Below are 14,586 nucleotides of genomic sequence, written 5' to 3'. Positions count from 1 at the left end.
TCAACGGAGAACATCATGACCAGCAACTACACCGTTACCGTCCTCGGCCTGGGCGCCATGGGCCTGCCGATGGCAACCCGCCTTGCATCCGAGCTGACCGTCCACGGCTTCGACATCGCCGAAGCCCGCCTGGATCTCGCCGCCGCGGCAGGCATCAAGACCTTCAGCACTGCCCGCGAAGCCTCCGAAGGCGCGGACGCCCTGCTCTTGGCGGTCCGCAACGGCGAGCAGCTGAACGACGTCCTGTTCGGTGAGAACGGCGTGGCTCCCGTCCTGAAGCCGGGCGCCGTCGTGATCCTCGGCAGCACCGTGGGCACCGAGGCCATTCCGGCAACGGTGGCCAAGCTTGCCGAATACGGTGTGTCCCTTGTTGACGCCCCGCTGTCCGGTGGCCCGAAGCGCGCCGGGGAAGGCGACCTCCTGATCGTCGTCGGCGCTGAGCCCGAGGCGCTCGGGAAGGCCCGTCCTGCCCTTGAGCTCCTTGCCTCCACCCTCAGCATCGTTGGCGACAAGCCCGGTGACGGCCAGGCCCTCAAGACCGTCAACCAGCTCCTGTGCGGCGTCCATATTGCCGCTGCTGCCGAGGCCATGGCCCTCGCCGACGCGCTTGGCCTTGACCAGGCCAAGACCCTCGCCGCGCTCGAAGCCGGCGCTGCAGGATCCTTCATGCTCTCCAACCGCGGCCCGCGCATCCTGGAGGCCTACACTGAAGAAGGCGCCGAAGTCCTCAGCCGCCTGGACATCTTCGTCAAGGACATGGGAATCGTCGGCAAGGCCACCCGCGCCGCCGGCCTGGCTGCTCCCGTCGCAGCCGCCGCCGAACAGCTCTACCTCCTCGGCCAGGCCCAGGGCCTCGCCGCTGCCGACGACTCCGCCGTCATCAAGGTTGTGGCACCCGCCAAGCGCACCGCCTAAGCGGAGCCGCAACCCCGCCAGCGTCCGCATGGGCGCTTCAGCACCTCAGTAAAACCCGCGACGACGGCGGTCCCCCCTCCGTCGTCGTCGCCACCTTTCGCCGGTCCCCGGACCGGTATGTCATAGGAGACATTTCCCCCAATGAACCCCCTCATTAACTCCTTGATGGTTCGCGCGGCCGACGCGCCCGCTATCAAACCCGCAGTGGAGCTGGGTACTCCGCTGCTGCTGACCATCGCCGCTGCAGGCATCGCACTGCTGCTGGTGCTGATCATCCGCTTCAAGATCCAGGCATTCGTCGCACTCCTGGCCGTCAGCATCCTTGTAGGCGTCGCGGCGCAGATCCCGCTGAAGGACATCTTCACGGTGGTGACCACGGGTGTGGGCAGCACCATGGGCAAGGTTGCGCTGCTGATCGCCCTCGGTGCCATCCTCGGCCGCATGATCGAGGTCTCCGGCGGCGTGCAGTCGCTGGCCACGCACTTCACGGAGAAGCTTGGCGCCAAGCGGGTAGCCATCGCGCTGACCGCGGTCGGCTTCCTTGTTGCCATTCCCGTGTTCTTCGAAGTGGGCGTCATCGTCCTCGTCCCGATCGTCTACGCCTTCGCCAAGATCGCGAACGTGCACCCGATCAAGTTCGGCCTGCCCATGGCCGGCATCATGCTGTCCATCCATGTGGCCGTCCCGCCGCACCCGGGCATCGTTGCCGGCGCCGGCGTCTTCGGCGCCGACATCGGACTCATCACGCTTATTTCGCTCATCATCTGCGTCCCGCTCGGCTTCCTGTCCTACTGGGTTGCCAGCATCATGAACCGCAAGGAGTACGAGCTGCTCCCCGGCGTCAAAGCCCAGGTGGAAGAGTTCGGCTCGGCTGAAACCCTGGTTCACGTAGGCCACGACGGTCCCGGCGCCCGCGCCATCGCTCCTCCGCGTCCCGGCCTCATCATGTTCCTGATCGCCGCTCCCATCGTCCAGATCCTCCTTGGCACCGTCGGCACGCTGACCATCCCCAAGGACAACTACTGGTACGGAGTGGCGTCGTTCATCGGCAACCCGTTCTTCGCTCTTCTGGTTGCCGTTGCTTTGTCCTTCTTCCTGCTGGCAGTCCGCCGCCATTGGTCCCTGAAGGAAACAGGAGAGATCTTCGAAGGCGCACTTCCTCCCATCGCATCCATCCTCATGGTTGTTGCAGCCGGTGGCGTGTTTGGCGAAGTCCTCCGCACGTCCGGCATCGGTGCCGCGCTGTCCCACACCCTGGACAGCCTTGGCCTGCCGGTGATCGTGCTCGGCTTCATCATCTCCCTCGCCCTCCGCGCCGCGCAGGGCTCGGCAACCGTCGCCATCGTCACGACGACGGGCCTGCTCACCTCCGCGGTCATGGAAGGCGGCTACTCGCCGGCCCAGATCGCCGTGATCGTGATCGCCATCGGGTTCGGTTCGCTCGGCTTGTCCCACGTTACGGATGCTGGCTTCTGGACCGTGGTCCGCTACTACGGCCTCACCGTGTCCGACGGACTCAAGACCTGGACCGTCCTCACCACCATCCTGGGCTTGGCCGGTTTCGCCCTGACGTACGTGGCGTGGATCCTCGTGGGCGGGCTGGGCCACTGATGCGTGCCCAACTCGACCAAGTGGTCAACTCTGCCCTGGCCGCCGGATCCGCTGTTCCCGCTTTCACGTGCTACGACTTCACCACCGCCATGGCCGTCGTTTCGGCGGCCGAGGAAGCACGGTCAGGCGTGATCCTGCTGGTAGCCCCGAAAACCGCGGCAACGCCCAACGGGCTGCGGCTCATTACAGCCTTGCGGGGCCTGGCGGACAATGCCGGTGTTCCGGTCTCCGTGCAGTTGGACCACGCCTCCGACCTGCAGGTCATCCGTGACTCCGTGAATGCCGGTGCGGACGCCGTCCTGGCCGATGGTTCGTCCCTGGCCTACGAGGACAACATCGCCCTGGTTCGCGAAGTCCGTGCCATGCTCGACGCCGACGGCCATGCCGACGTCGTCATCGAAGCGGAGCTGGGCGGCTTGGCAGGGGACGAGGACCGGGCGTTCGGCGCCTCGGGTGAAGCCCCCGACGCCGGTCCTTCCGTTGCGGGTTTGACGGATCCGGAGCAGGTGAGCGACTTCGTCGGGCGAACCGGCGCGCAGTTGCTGGCAGTTGCGGTGGGTAACGTGCACGGAAAGTACACGGGCGAGCCCAACATCCGCTGGGACGTCCTGCAGGACGTCGCCGCCCGGACCGATGTTCCGTTGGTGCTCCATGGCGCGTCCGGCATTCCAGCCAGTGAGCTCTCCAAAGCGTCCTCCATGCAGGTGGGCAAGGTGAACTTCAACACCGAGCTCCGCACCGGGATCCTCGCCACGCTCGAGGCTGAGACCGCGGCGCATCGTGCGGACGGCGAGAACCTGCAAGGCTTGCTGGCGCGTTGGAACGGCTCGGCATGGTCGTTCGCCGGTGCCACGCTGGCGATGCTGAACGCCTGACGGCAAGCGCACCAACGGTCCTCAAACGGAGACGTGGAGAGGCTAGCCCGGGGTTTTCATGGCGGGTTTGCCGGGCTGGCGTGTTAATCAGGGAAAGGGTGCTCTGAGCTGGGAAAATAGTGGTTGTCGAGACCGTTATTTGCCGAGCGAGGGAGCACCCTTTCGATGCAAAAGTCTACCTTCGTTTTCCCGTCCCTGCCGGTCAGTTTCACCGGCCAGTCGCTGATCTCCCACGCCGGGGTTTCGGTGCTCACGGGCTTCATGGACGCCCTTGGTTTCGGCAGGCTGTGCGAGGACAGACTTGGCCAGTTCGTTCCCTCCGGCGCCCGGCATCGCCCGGGCAAACTGCTCGGTTCCCTGGCAGCGATGCTCGCCGCCGGAGGAGAACACGCCTCGGATCTGGACATCCTGCGTTCCTCGCCCGGGATCTTCGGGCAGGTGCCCTCGAACGCGACCGTGTCACGGTTCTTCGAGCGCACCGTGACCAACCCGGAACTGTTCGGCTACGGGTTCGAGACCCTCACCAGGGAACTGCGCACCCGGGCCTGGAACGCCGCCGGGGCAAGGAATCCGGCCTTGTCCGCGACGGCCGCGGACCCACTCATCATCGACATCGACGCGACCCTGGTGACCTCACATTCCGATAAGGAAAACGTCGCCGGCACCTACAAAGGCGGCTACGGCTTCGCCCCTTTCATCGCCACCGTCGATTACGGCACCGGCAACGGATCCGGGGAAATCCTCGCCGCGCTCCTGCGCCCGGGCAACGCCGGAGCCAACAGCGCCGAGGACCACATCCGGACCTTCCACACCGCTGTTGCCCAACTGCCGGAGAGCTTCTTTACCCAGTCCGGGGCCCTGGCCGGGGAGAAGGTGCTGGTCCGCACCGACAGTGCCGGGGCCTCACGAAAGTTCCTCTGGCACCTGCACAGCCTCGGGGTGCAGTTCTCCACCAGCTACACCCTCCCGTTCGGCAAGGCCCACATGGTCGACTGGATCAGCGACAAGCAGTACTGGCAGCCGGCCCTGGACCAGCACGGGGCCGACCGCACCGATGCGTGGGTCATCAACGCCACCGAGATCATCCCGCTCACCGATTACCCGCCGGGCACCAACCTCTACCTGCGGGCAGAGCCGCTGCACCCCGGAGCACAGCCGACCCTGCTCGATGCCGACGGGCACCGGATCACCGCGCTGTTGACCAACTCCCCGCGCTGGCACGGCCCGTTCCTGGACGCCAGGCACCGCGCCCGGGGCCGGTGTGAGAACCGGATCAAAACCCTGAAAAGCACCGGACTTGGCAAGCTCCCGTTCTTCGATTTCGCCGCGAACCAGGCCTGGGCGAACATCGCCGCCCTGGCTTTCAACGCGGTCTCCTGGCTCCAGCTCGCCGCGCTCCCGGACGGCCATCACGCCAAGACCTGGGACATCAAACGCTGGCGCTACCGGCTCTTCGCGACCGCCGGGAAAATCATCACCCGCGCCCGCCGCAACCAGCTGCTCCTGCCCGAATCAGCGCCGGAGAAAGACCTTCTGAAACTGCTCCTGGAGAACACCAGCCACCTTAGACAAGTTCAGCCTGCCGCCTCAGGCTGAGCAGGCACTGACCCACCCCGACAACCAGCCCCATCACCGGAAGTGGAACCGGCGCCGAACCAGGCGAACCAACAGGCCACACCCGACTGCCCGAAAACAGAAAACAACCGCAGATCAACAGCCGGCACCAACCCGCAAACATCCCAGCCCCTCATGAAAAATCGAGGCTAGGATCAACTCATGATTCTGGCCTCCCTGATTTTTGCCCTGGTGGCAGCGTTGTTGCACGTCTACATCTTCACCATGGAGTCCATCACCTGGACCAAGCCGGCCACTTGGAAACGCTTCAGCCTCACGTCGCAGGCGGACGCCGAAACCACCAAACCGCTCGCGTACAACCAGGGCTTCTACAACCTCTTCCTCGCAGTCGGGGCTTTGGCAGGCATTGTTGCCATCTGGGCCGGGGCTCCGCAGGTTGGCTGGACCCTCGTGTTCAGCTCGTGCGGTTCCATGCTGCTGGCGGCCCTGGTTCTCGCGGCCAGCGGGCGGAAGTACCTCCGCGCCGCGGTGCTTCAAGGCACAACCCCGCTGCTCGCCGTCGTGCTGGGGATTATGGCCCTCCTGCTGCCGTAGAGAAGTCCTTGCCGGCTAGGACGCGGGCGGACCATCCTGGGCTGCGGCTTGGTCCATCCAAAAGACTTCCCAGTGGTGGCCGTCGAGGTCCCGGAATGCGCGGCTGTACATGAACCCGAGGTCCTGGGCGTCGTAGGTTTCCGTACCGCCCGCTTCCAATGCTTTGGTGGCAAGCGCATCCACAGCTTCACGGCTGTCGGCCGAGAGCGCGACGATGGCTGCCGTCGAGTTGTGAGTGTCGGCGATGGGTTGCTTGGTGAACTGGGAGAACTTGTCGTGCGTCAGGAGCATGGTGTAAATCGTGTCGCTGAAAACCACGCAGGCTGCGGTTTCATCCGTGAAGTTCGGGTTGATGGTGTATCCGAGTGCGGTGTAGAAGGCCTTGGACGCCTCGAGGTCGCTGACAGGCAGGTTCACAAAAATGGAAGTTGTCATGGCTTTGATCCTGCCGGTTGCAGGTGGCCCCGTCCAGACTTGGTCCACGTTTTGTGGACAAGGATCATGAGCCGTCCCTCCACAACGGCGCCAAACGCTGGTCCCACCCCGCCGCTCGGGCGGACAATGGTGTAGCACCAGAGCGTGCATCCTAGGGAGAGCCATGGAAACGGCAAGGCAGAGTCAACCGGCGCAGCGCGACCCGGCAATCGACCTTGTGCGCTTTGTCTGCCTGCTCCTGGTGGTGGTGGCCCATTGCATGATGGTCAGCCCGGTACTGCACCAGGACGGAACAGTCACCACTGAGAACACCCTCATGGAGCAAGCATGGTTTACGCCGGTGGTGTGGCTCCTGATGATTGTTCCGCTGTTCTTCGTCCTGGGCGGCGTCACCGGACTGCAGTCATGGCGGCGCTTGAAAGCGCGGGGCGGCACAGGCTTCGACTTCGCACAGCTCCGGCTCCTGCGGTTGGTCCGGCCAGCCATGGCTTTGCTCGCCCTGATGTGGGCGGGGCTGTGGGCGGCACTGCTGCTGGGCGTCCATCCGCAAGTGATCCAGCTGATGACTACAGGCGCCGCAATGCCGCTCTGGTTCCTTGCGGCGTTCCTGACCGCGCAGCTCAGCATCCCCCTGCTGGCCCGTCTCCATGACCGGCACCCGCTGGCGACCTTCGGGGCGCTCGTTGCCCTGATCATCGCCGTCGATTCCTTGAGGGGCGCCATTCCCTTGCTGGCCTTCACCAACCTGATTTTTGTCTGGTGCGCGGTGCAACAACTGGGCTTCTTCATGGTGGACGGCTATTTTGAGCATCGCAGCCGTCCGTGGTTGCTCGGGATGGCGGTCTTCAGCAACCTCCTGCTCGGGCTTGCCACCGGGGTGGGCCTCTATCCAGGCAATATGGTGGTGAACATCAACCCGCCCAACCTGTGCCTGCTGCTCCTGGGCGTATCCCAGGCGGCAACGCTTCAGCTGCTCCGGCCCGGTGTGCGCTGGCTCGGCTCCGTGCGCTGGGTGCAGCGGGTCATTGCTGTTGCCGGTCGCCGTTCCATGACGGTCTACCTGTGGCATCTTCCCCTCCTTGTGGGCATGTCCGCGCTCCTGTTGCTGACCGACTTTCCAAAGCCTTCAGCCGGCACTGCCGAATGGTGGTGGGCGCGGATCCCCGTCTTCTGCGCGGTCGTGGGCCTCTTGCTACCCACCGTCGCGCTTCTTGGACGCCTTGAGGACCGTCCGACGGCGGCCAGTCACGCCCGGGGCCCCTCCAGGATCGCAGTGGTAACTGCCGCCGTCGTCGTTTTTGTTCCCGTCGCTGACGCCGCGTTCAACGGCCTGACGCTGGCGCTGCTGGGTGGCGGAGCTGCCTGCTTCGCGCTCGCGGTCCTGCTGCTTGGCAGGGTCCCGACGCCGGTGCTGCCGCCGGCTCCGGTGGAAGCTTCCGGCGAGCGGAACCACCAACTCTCCGCATTGCCAGAGCAGGGTTTACGTGCCAATCTCGAATCATGACCGAGCAAACCGACTCCTTGGCAGACTCGTTCCGCGCTGGCGTGACCACAGTGCGCAACGACCAATTCCACCGCTACGAGCTGCGTGTCGACGGTGAACTGGCGGTGATTGCCCAGTTCATCAACCGGCCCGGTCACATCGATTTCACGCACACGGAGACCAAGCCCCAGTTCAAGGGCCAAGGGCTGGCCAAGGTTTTGGCGCACTTTGCGCTGGACGACGTGGTGGCATCCGGAAAGCGCATCATTCCCCACTGCCCGTATATCGCTGCCTACCTGCAGAAGCACGAGGGTTACGAGCTGGACGTCGACTGGCCGGCGGAGAAGCCGGTGGGGGAACCGGACAACGAGTAGGCCCTAACCCAACCGCCCGGGACGTCGGCGGGGCTTGAGGGAAGAACCGCGGCTGGAAGGGCGATAGGCCACCTCCGGGCGCGCTGGACCGGACATCCATCCCGTAGGCGCTCCGTTGAGCGAAACGATGGCGTCGTGTTCGTCGGCGATAATTTCGCCGCGGCATGTAGCTTGCACCTGCATCGCACTGATCAGGCTGCCTCCGTGGAGGTGGTCCGCATCAGTGACCCTGTACGAGAAAGTCCTCATCATGGTCTGGCCCGGCTCCAGGCTTGGTACCTCCAGCTCCTCGGATCCGGGGTTGGAGGTGTAGTTGAGAGAGTCCATGCCCTCGTTGGTGAAGGATCGCGGAATGAGGCGCACTTGCCTTAGGTGGCTGCGTGATTCGTTGGTGACCCATGCGGTGAAGATGACCGTATCGCCCGGGACGGCGTGCGCCCTGTTCGCCCTGTAAAGGAGCGCCACCCGGCCTGCATGCTTCTTGCGGATCAAGGCTCCGGAACGCCGTCCGGGCAGGCCTCTCGCAACCTTTTCCGGCCGTCCCGGCGTGCCTTGATTCAGGGCGCGGACGAGCTTCAGCGTGTGGCGGTTACCGCGGAGGTCCATTGATCCTCGATCCACTTGGGGGCGTGATATTCCCCTTAGTGGGCCTTGGGGGCGAATCGTGACGCAGATGACGCGATCGCTTTATCCGGTTACGCATCTTGTTTCAAGTGGCCCGCAATCTGATGTAACACTATTGTTTGTGGATCAAGTATCGGAGGTCGGGGGTGACGGTGGTGCCCCGACCTTGGCGTTGGATGATTACACCGACCCCCAGGCGATCGCCCTGGTGCGGGAAGGCAGCCAGGAAGCCTTCGACGTCCTGTACCGACGCCACTTGAACGCAGCCCTCTATGTCGCGCGGACGCAGGCTGACAATTTCAGCGATGCGGACGACGTCGTGGCAGAGGCCTTCGCTTCCATTTACCAGTCGTTGACTGAAGGCAAAGGCCCCAAAGAGTACTTCCGCTCCTATCTGCTCACCGTCGTTCGGCGCACAGCCCACGACCGGAACCGTAAGTCGCGCCGGGTGCCGGTTGCGGGCGACAACGGCGTTCTGGACTCCGTCGTTATAGATGAAGACCGCATCATCAACGAATTCGAGTCAGCCGTCATGGCCAAGGCGTTCAGGTCATTGCCCGAGCGCTGGCAGGCAGTCCTGTGGCACGTTGACATTGAAGGCTTGAAACCGGCGGCTGCGGCTCCTTTCATCGGGTTGAGCCCGAACGGCGTGTCGTCCCTTGCCCTCAGGGCGCGGGAGGGCCTGCGGCAGGCGTACCTTCAGTTCCACATCGGCGGATCACCCGACGACGGGTGCGCAGAGTTCTCCAGCCAGTTGGGGAAGTATGCGCGGAACGCCCTGAAGCGTACTACCCGCGAAAAGGTGGACGCGCACTTGGCCGGCTGTGCCAAATGCACCGCCTTGCTCGTGGAACTCAACGACATTCAAAGCGGCATGCGCACGCTCCTGTTCCCGCTGCTCACGGGTGTTGCCTTCACTCCCGGCGTCGTGGCGGCCTACTTGTCGGGGACAGCACCCCTTCCCGGAGGGACGTCTGTAGCAGCGGCTTCCAGTGATGCCCGGAGATCCGGGAGCCCGGGAAAGATCACCGCCGCGGTGGTGGCGGGAGCCCTCGCTCTTGCCGGGCTGGCTGCTGCGCTGGTCCCCACCGGTTCCGAGACGACGGCCGCGCCGGACTCCGCTACAGAAGCACCGCCTGCGGTCGTCGATCCTTCCGCAACGCCTTCCGGCCGCGCCGAACCGCCGGCTGCCATCCCGACGTCGGACCCTCCTGCGGCGGTCCCCACGGAACCCGCGGCGTCCCCGGCCCCGCGACCCGCCGTCGTCGTGGTCCCGATTGCGCCCGCTGCTCCAAGGGCGGCATCGGTTGTGGACTCACCGGTTGTTCTTTCGACGTCGAGGCCCGCACCATCGAACGCGGCCTCCGTCCCGGCTGCCCGAACCGTTGACGCGACTTTCACCGCGGTTCGCGGTTCCAATCCCACGGAAAGGGAATTGAACCTCGTTTTCTCGCTGACGGGCAACGGGCCTGCGGAATCCGCCGAGGCAATCTTCAGCCTGCCGGACCAAGCCACGTTTGTTGCCGGCAAGACCACCAGCCCCGCAGGGTGGACATGTTCCAGCGCGGCGGAAAACAGCCGGCAGGTCCGGTGCGCAACTCCTGCTCTTGATCCTCACGGCCTGGATTTCAAACTTGTGGTCGCCATGCCGGTAGCCGTGGACCGGGGCACCCTGCATTACCAGTTCGGCGGCCAGGGCATCGTCACCAAGACATTCAGCAACGCCTTTCATTAGCCAGTCCCTTCGCGAATACGGCCGCCAGACATGCCATCACCTCGTGGGTTGGCTGAATTAACCAAAAAAACTTCGAAATTCGCGACACGAAAGCTGTCTCGCCCCCACAGATAAGTGGTGAGCCGACTGTCGGTCTCTACTGCTGAAGTATGCCGCAGCTTTCGGCGACACGAGTCTCCCGAAACCGGCGCTTGCCAGGTGGCGTGCAACCACCGCAATGCCGGAGCCGTGAAGTCCGCTCCGACCCAGCGGAGAGGACTTCTCATGGCCGGGAGAAGTAAGCGAGCCCATGAGACATTCCTTACCCATGAAGCTGCTGGCGAGTGTGCTCGCCACAGCTGTCTTTTCGATGGGGCTGGGTGGTGCATTAGCGTCATCGGCCTTGGCAACAACCCCGGGGGCGCCGGGTGTCGCCCAATCCGGCACCGTTGTCTTCAACGAGGACTTCGAAAATGGGACGGATGACACCGCGCTTGGAGCCCAGTCCTATTCCGCTTCCGGATCAACCGCCTACACCGGGGCCTCAGGACAGACGTACACGGGGTCGCCTCAATGGATCAACGGGATTCGATGCAACGGCGTCATCCTGAGCCATGACAACACCACCACACCCGCCTGGGCCGTCTCCGGAAGCGCCGGTACAGCCACGAACAACCGTTGTGCCGATTCCAGCGGTGTTCGCAGCTACCAGTTCCTGCGCATGCTGGCCCTGGCCATGGGCCAGGAATTCACACCCGGCTCGCCCTCGACTAACCATGTAGACAGCTCATACACCGAGTGCCGGTCCACCAGCACATCGGGTGGCACGTGCGATACCCTCCCCACAGGTCCCACCGACGGTCTCATGTTCAAAACAGCGGCGCCTATCGCAGTGACTCCCGGTCACTACTACACGTTCGGTGTGGATACGGCGTACATGAACTGTGGCTTGCCGGCGGGGGACCCCTCCTATCAATTCGCACGGAGCGACGAACTTGGAAACGTGACACTAATCGGCGCTCCCCTCAACGGCTGCCAATCGACAACGGATCCCAATGTCACCTCATCCGAGCAAGAAGTAACCAGCAACGTCGGCGGCGTCTTCGGCACTGTGACCAAGTCGGTCCGCATCAATTCCATGACCTCCGACGTTGCCTTCCAGGCAACCACCGAGTCGCTGGGCCTGGAGATGTGGAACACGAATGGAACCACCGACGGCAACGACGGCGCCTTTGACAACGTGCGCTTGGTTGATGTCACGCCGCAGTTGGACAAGTCCTTTACCCCGGGCCTGATCGGTCCGGGCGGGACGTCCACCCTCACCCTGACAGTCACCAACACCGATGAACTCAACGCCAAGAGCGACTGGACCATCACGGACACGCTCCCTGCTGGAGTTGTCATGGCCGATGTGCCGAACCTCGGCGGAACCTGCGTTCAGGCGTCGGGAACCGACCCGTTCCTGACGACGGCCAATCCCGGCGGGAACGTCATAACGGTGACCGGAGGAGATCTGGCCTCCCGAATGGTGTCCTGCACTATCACCGTGGATGTTACCGCCGCGGCCGAAGGCACGTACGTCAACGGTCCTGCCAACATCGCGACCAACCTGAACCCGCCGGCGGACGCCAGTCTGGTGGTCCGCGCTCCCCGCTTGGCACTGAGCAAAGCACTGGGCGCTGACCGAACGGCAGCCGCCGACCAGTTCGCGGTTGAAATCCGTGAGGACTCCGCCACGGGACCGGTGGTCAATAACACGGCTAACTCAACCACCACCGGCTCGGGCGCTGCCGTCTCGGCCGGTACCGGGGTTACGGGTCAGTATGTGGCCAACGCCGGTAGTACGTACTATCTCACCGAGTCGGGCCCCAACCTGTCGGGATACGCCAAGGCCATTAGTTGCACGGATGCCAACGGTTTGCAGACAGGCCTGCCTCACCGGGCAGCCTTCGGTGGCTCGTTGGAGTTGGTTCCGGTGGCCGGCGCGGATATCAGTTGTGTGCTGACCAACACAGCCGTTCAGGCCCCTCAGCTGACGTTTACCAAGATGGCCAACGCGTCCGGGATACAGTCCCCGTCGCAGGTTGGTGACGTGATTACCTACACGTTCACGGCCGAGAACAACGGTAACGTCGCGCTATCGGGGGTAGTCATTGACGACCCCCTGGCGGGCCTTTCGCCGTTGGTTTACACCTGGCCCGGATCTCCTGGAACGTTGCTTCCGGGCGAGACTGTCACGGCGACGGCAACGTATGCGATCACACAGGCCGACGTCGACGCCGGTCATGTTGCCAACTCAGCGGTAGCAACTGGTAATCCTCCTACCGGGCCTCCGTTGATGACGCCGCCGTCGAGTACGGATACTCCGTTGACCAAGGCTCCGGCGTTGCAGTTCAGCAAGATGGCGGATACTTCGGCGATCCACAACCCGGCCGTTGTTGGTGACGTCATCACGTACACGTTCACCGCAAGGAACACGGGCAACGTGAAGCTGACTAACGTGTCGATCGACGATCCCCTGGCTGGCCTTTCACCGTTGGTTTACAGCTGGCCGGGAACTCCCGATGTGCTGTTGCCGGGCGAGTCGGTCACGGCGAAGGCCACGTACGCGATCACTCAGGCCGATATCAGCGCCGGTCACGTGGTCAACTCGGCGACGGTCACAGGCGCTCCGCCCACAGGTCCTGCCGTGACGCCGCCTCCGGGAACGACGGACACTCCGTTGACCCCGGCGCCGGGGTTGCACTTCACGAAGACGGCTGATTCGAGCAGCGTTCATGATCCGGCCAAGGTCGGTGACGTCATCACGTACTCGTTTGCGGCGAAGAACACCGGAAACGTGAAGCTGACGGATGTGACGATCGATGATCCGCTGGCTGGGTTGTCCCCGTTGGTTTTCAGCTGGCCGGGCAACTCCGGTGAGCTGTTGCCGGGCGAGTCGGTCACGGCGAAGGCTACGTACGCGATCACCCAAGCGGACATCGACGCTGGCCACGTGGTCAACTCGGCCACGATCACTGGTACTCCGCCCACGGGTCCTCCGGTGGCGCCTCCTCCGGGAGCAACGGATACCCCGTTGACCTCTGCCCCGGCGATGGAATTCAGCAAGACAGCCACGGCCGCGGCATCTGATGGACCGTCCCGCGTGGGCGACCACATCGTCTACCGGTTCACGGCCAAAAACAACGGCAACGTGAAGCTGACCAAAGTGTCGATCGATGACCAGATGGAAGGATTGTCGGCTCTGACCTACGTCTGGCCGGGCACCCCGGGGGAGTTGCTCCCGGGCGAGTCGGTCACGGCAGAGGCAACGTACGCGGTCACGCAGGGGGATATCGACGCCGGTCACGTCGCCAACCTGGCGACCACCACGGGAACGCCACCTACGGGTCCCGTAGTTACACCGCCACCTGCCGGCACCGACACTCCGTTGTCCCCGGACGCGGGTTTTGCGTTCTTCAAGACCGCTGACGGTTCCGCCATCGGAGATCCTGCGAAGGTCGGTGACATTATCACCTTCAACTTCACGGCGAAGAACACCGGCAACGTTGTCCTGACGGACGTCGCCATCCGGGACGCGATGCCAGGTTTGTCCGCGCTGGATCACCGCTGGCCTGGAACTCCCGGCGTGCTGAACCCGGGTGAGACGGTCACTGCCAAGGCGACTTATGCGATCACCCAGGCGGACATTAATGCCGGCCAAGTGTTCAATACGGCCACGGCGTTGGCAGGGTCGACAACGGGAAGTCTGGTGTCAACGCCGCCGGCAAACGTTGTGATCAACTTCCCGACGACGGAGGCGATGGGTCCGGACCGGGCTGAAGAACCGCTGGCCTTCACAGGTGTTGTCCTCACCGTGCTGCCCATCAGTGTTCTGATAGTTGGCGCTGGCTTGGTCCTGTTCCTTGTGGGACGCCGTAAGAAGCAGGCAGCGCGTCCATGAAGAAGTCTGTCGCGTGCATGACAGCGCTACTCATGTCAGCAGTGCTTGCCGGCTGTTCGTCGTCTGGAAGCGGCGGCCAGTCGCCGTCGAACACTACAACGCAGGCGGCCACTACTGGTGAGGCAAAGCCGGCGAACCCGGGCACCGGGATCATCGAAGCCGCCACGATGACTTCCTGTGATACCGCTACCGGCAAAGTGACAGCCAAGGGGATAGTGACTCCGCCGGACGGCATCAAGGGAACCGTCAAGGTCTCGGTGAGTTGGGTGGACCCGGCAACCTCGGCAGTACTGGCACGCGGCGAGCGATCGTTCAAAGATGCTCAGCCGGGGAAGGCTTTGGACTGGTCGGTTGAAGCTGAAATCGCCAAGCCAGGGACAGAGGCCAAGTGCGTCCTCGGAGCCAGCGTGCTGTAGCGCGCTGCTCAAAAGCGCGGGCTCTTG

The 14,586-nt window shown here is 64.0% G+C and carries 12 protein-coding genes; 10 read left to right on the top strand and 2 right to left on the bottom strand.

The genetic code is table 11. The annotated features are described in order from the left end of the window. The first annotated feature begins 15 nt into the window (after positions 1-15). From HMI59_RS19895 to HMI59_RS19875, 5 genes are all read left to right on the top strand, one after another. Entirely contained in the window at positions 16-915 is a 900-nt protein-coding gene (locus HMI59_RS19895; RefSeq protein ID WP_021471278.1) for an NAD(P)-dependent oxidoreductase, read from the top strand. 141 nt (positions 916-1,056) lie between these two features. After that, complete coding sequence (locus HMI59_RS19890) at positions 1,057-2,526, top strand: GntP family transporter (protein ID WP_193592313.1); 1,470 nt, start codon at positions 1,057-1,059, stop codon at positions 2,524-2,526. Beyond that, complete coding sequence (locus tag HMI59_RS19885) at positions 2,526-3,401, top strand: class II fructose-bisphosphate aldolase (protein WP_193592312.1); 876 nt, start codon at positions 2,526-2,528, stop codon at positions 3,399-3,401. Before HMI59_RS19890 ends, HMI59_RS19885 begins: the two co-directional genes overlap by 1 nt. A gap of 165 nt (positions 3,402-3,566) precedes the next feature. Then, positions 3,567-4,997: an IS1380 family transposase gene (locus HMI59_RS19880; protein WP_193592311.1), complete on the top strand. Its 1,431-nt coding sequence runs from the start codon at positions 3,567-3,569 to the stop codon at positions 4,995-4,997. 180 nt (positions 4,998-5,177) lie between these two features. Beyond that, positions 5,178-5,570 (top strand): DUF1304 domain-containing protein, encoded by a 393-nt coding sequence (locus HMI59_RS19875; RefSeq protein WP_193592310.1) that lies wholly within the window; start codon positions 5,178-5,180, stop codon positions 5,568-5,570. 15 nt (positions 5,571-5,585) lie between these two features. On the opposite strand, the gene HMI59_RS19870 is transcribed toward HMI59_RS19875, so the two are convergent. Then, a complete protein-coding gene (locus tag HMI59_RS19870) occupies positions 5,586-6,005 on the bottom strand; it encodes a VOC family protein (RefSeq protein ID WP_031216166.1) in 420 nt (139 codons plus the stop codon). Positions 6,006-6,168: 163 nt separating this feature from the next. Here HMI59_RS19870 and HMI59_RS19865 point away from each other — a divergent pair, with 163 nt between their 5' ends. Both HMI59_RS19865 and HMI59_RS19860 read left to right on the top strand, forming a co-directional pair. After that, positions 6,169-7,509 (top strand): acyltransferase, encoded by a 1,341-nt coding sequence (locus HMI59_RS19865; RefSeq protein WP_193592309.1) that lies wholly within the window; start codon positions 6,169-6,171, stop codon positions 7,507-7,509. Next, positions 7,506-7,862, top strand: coding sequence for a GNAT family N-acetyltransferase (locus HMI59_RS19860; protein WP_021471272.1), 357 nt, complete (start codon positions 7,506-7,508; stop codon positions 7,860-7,862). Before HMI59_RS19865 ends, HMI59_RS19860 begins: the two co-directional genes overlap by 4 nt. 3 nt (positions 7,863-7,865) lie before the next feature. Here HMI59_RS19860 and HMI59_RS19855 read toward each other — a convergent pair whose 3' ends face one another. Next, positions 7,866-8,468, bottom strand: coding sequence for a hypothetical protein (locus HMI59_RS19855; protein ID WP_193592308.1), 603 nt, complete (start codon positions 8,466-8,468; stop codon positions 7,866-7,868). 139 nt (positions 8,469-8,607) lie between these two features. Between HMI59_RS19855 and HMI59_RS19850 the strand changes: the two genes are divergently transcribed. From HMI59_RS19850 to HMI59_RS19840, 3 genes are all read left to right on the top strand, one after another. Further along, entirely contained in the window at positions 8,608-10,221 is a 1,614-nt protein-coding gene (locus tag HMI59_RS19850; RefSeq protein ID WP_227471464.1) for a sigma-70 family RNA polymerase sigma factor, read from the top strand. A 307-nt stretch (positions 10,222-10,528) separates the two neighbouring features. After that, on the top strand, positions 10,529-14,143 hold the full coding sequence (locus HMI59_RS19845) for a DUF11 domain-containing protein (protein WP_227471463.1): 3,615 nt from the start codon (positions 10,529-10,531) through the stop codon (positions 14,141-14,143). Further along, positions 14,140-14,559, top strand: a complete 420-nt coding sequence (locus tag HMI59_RS19840; RefSeq protein WP_193592305.1) for a hypothetical protein — start codon at positions 14,140-14,142, stop codon at positions 14,557-14,559. The genes HMI59_RS19845 and HMI59_RS19840 overlap by 4 nt, the downstream gene beginning before the upstream one ends. Positions 14,560-14,586: the final 27 nt, after the last annotated feature.

The sequence above is a fragment of the Paenarthrobacter sp. YJN-5 genome, assembly GCF_015040095.1.
Taxonomy (GTDB): domain Bacteria; phylum Actinomycetota; class Actinomycetes; order Actinomycetales; family Micrococcaceae; genus Arthrobacter; species Arthrobacter ureafaciens.
Note: the sequence above shows the minus strand (reverse complement) of the source record. Positions and strands in the feature narration are given on the sequence as shown.